Genomic DNA, 1,342 nt, shown 5'->3' with positions numbered 1-1,342 from the left:
GGTCGGTGAAGGAACGTCTTGCGAACAATCAGGGCCATGGCATTGTGAAGCAAGTCCACGGCACCACGCAGCAGCAGTGCCGGCATCAGCGGTTTGAGTACCGTTTGTGCATAGGCGCGGTTCACGCGCCGGGCTGGCGGCAAGTGGAAAGTGGCGGCGGCCGTCGCCGTGGTCAGGGATTGCAAATTGTCGCAGACGATTTTGGCGTGGAAGTCCTGCAGTACGGCAAGCTGCGACAGCCCTGAGACGTGCTCCAGGTTGTGGTGATGTTTGAGGCGTTTGAAGGCTTCCTCGATGCGCCAGCGCTGGTGGTAGAGCGCGCCGAATTCGGCGGCAGGAAACTCTTCCATGTCGAGTAGATTGGTCATCAGCACGCGCACCTTGCCGGTCGAGGCGACGTGTCGAATCAGGCGCACTGTTTGCGGGGCGGCTGGACACTCGTAGTCGTTGGCGTCGCTACGGTCGGATGCGGGCAGCGTGACGATTTGTTCCACTCGGTCGGAGCGCAGGAAATCGCGCACGCAGGTGAAGCCGGCGTTGCCCGCCTTCTCAACGCGCATGCAAAAGCCGATGCCGCGCTGGTTCAGCACGGCCACCAGCCAGCGGCATGGGTAGCCACGGTCCATCAGCAGCAGGTCGCCGCTGTTGAGCAGATCGAGGTGCTGAAACAGCATCTGGCGTTCACTCTCGTGGATGCTGTGCAGTGATGCGACCAGCGTCATCTCGGTACCAGGCAAGAACAGGCCGAAGGCAATTTGCTGACTGGTCGCAGCGTTCGGCACATTGCTGGCGCGCAGTCCGAACTGGAGCGTCGATGCGTCTGCGGCGACCAGGCGCCGACCGTGCCAACGCGGTATGGCACCGGCCGCTTCGGCCTGTTGAATCAGCCAGGTGTTGATGGCCGGAATGGCAGTGGCGGCCAGCTTGGCGCGGGCTCGGAACAGCGCACGCTCTGACACATGTCGTAGAAGTTGGGCGCTTTGACCGAGGTGGCCGAAAAATTCGTCGAGTTCTGCCTGTATGCTTTTGCGCATGCCACCAAGAAGCACGGCCACGAGGGCCGGCAATGGCAGTTTGCGCTGGCGGGTGAACGCGTTCGGGTGATCGGCATGGCGCGCCAAAGCGAGAAAGTGGTCGGAACGCAGGTAATCGGAAAAGGCTGCAAGCAGTAGTTCGAGCGACATAAGGGCCAATAAAGATCAAAAAGATCTTCATTGGCCGCCGCCCTGCACGCGAAAAAAAACCTCGCGTGCAGGGCGGCGGCCGCGCGAAGCGGTCATCTTGTCAAGCGATTTCGACGTTCAATCGTAAAAAAATCGACAGGCTTAAGTCCGGTAGATTG

1 protein-coding gene is annotated in these 1,342 nt (G+C 60.7%); it reads right to left on the bottom strand.

Features of this window, described 5'->3' with window-relative positions; translation table 11 throughout:
* On the bottom strand, positions 1-1,184 hold a 1,184-nt coding region (locus tag F1735_RS33590), incomplete at its 3' end, for an IS4 family transposase (RefSeq protein WP_167241341.1).
* Positions 1,185-1,342: the final 158 nt, after the last annotated feature.

Origin of the sequence: Massilia genomosp. 1, assembly GCF_011682185.1 — a bacterium.
Classification (GTDB): Bacteria; Pseudomonadota; Gammaproteobacteria; order Burkholderiales; family Burkholderiaceae_D; genus Telluria_A; species Telluria_A rubra.
This window is presented reverse-complemented; position numbering and strand designations above follow the sequence as displayed.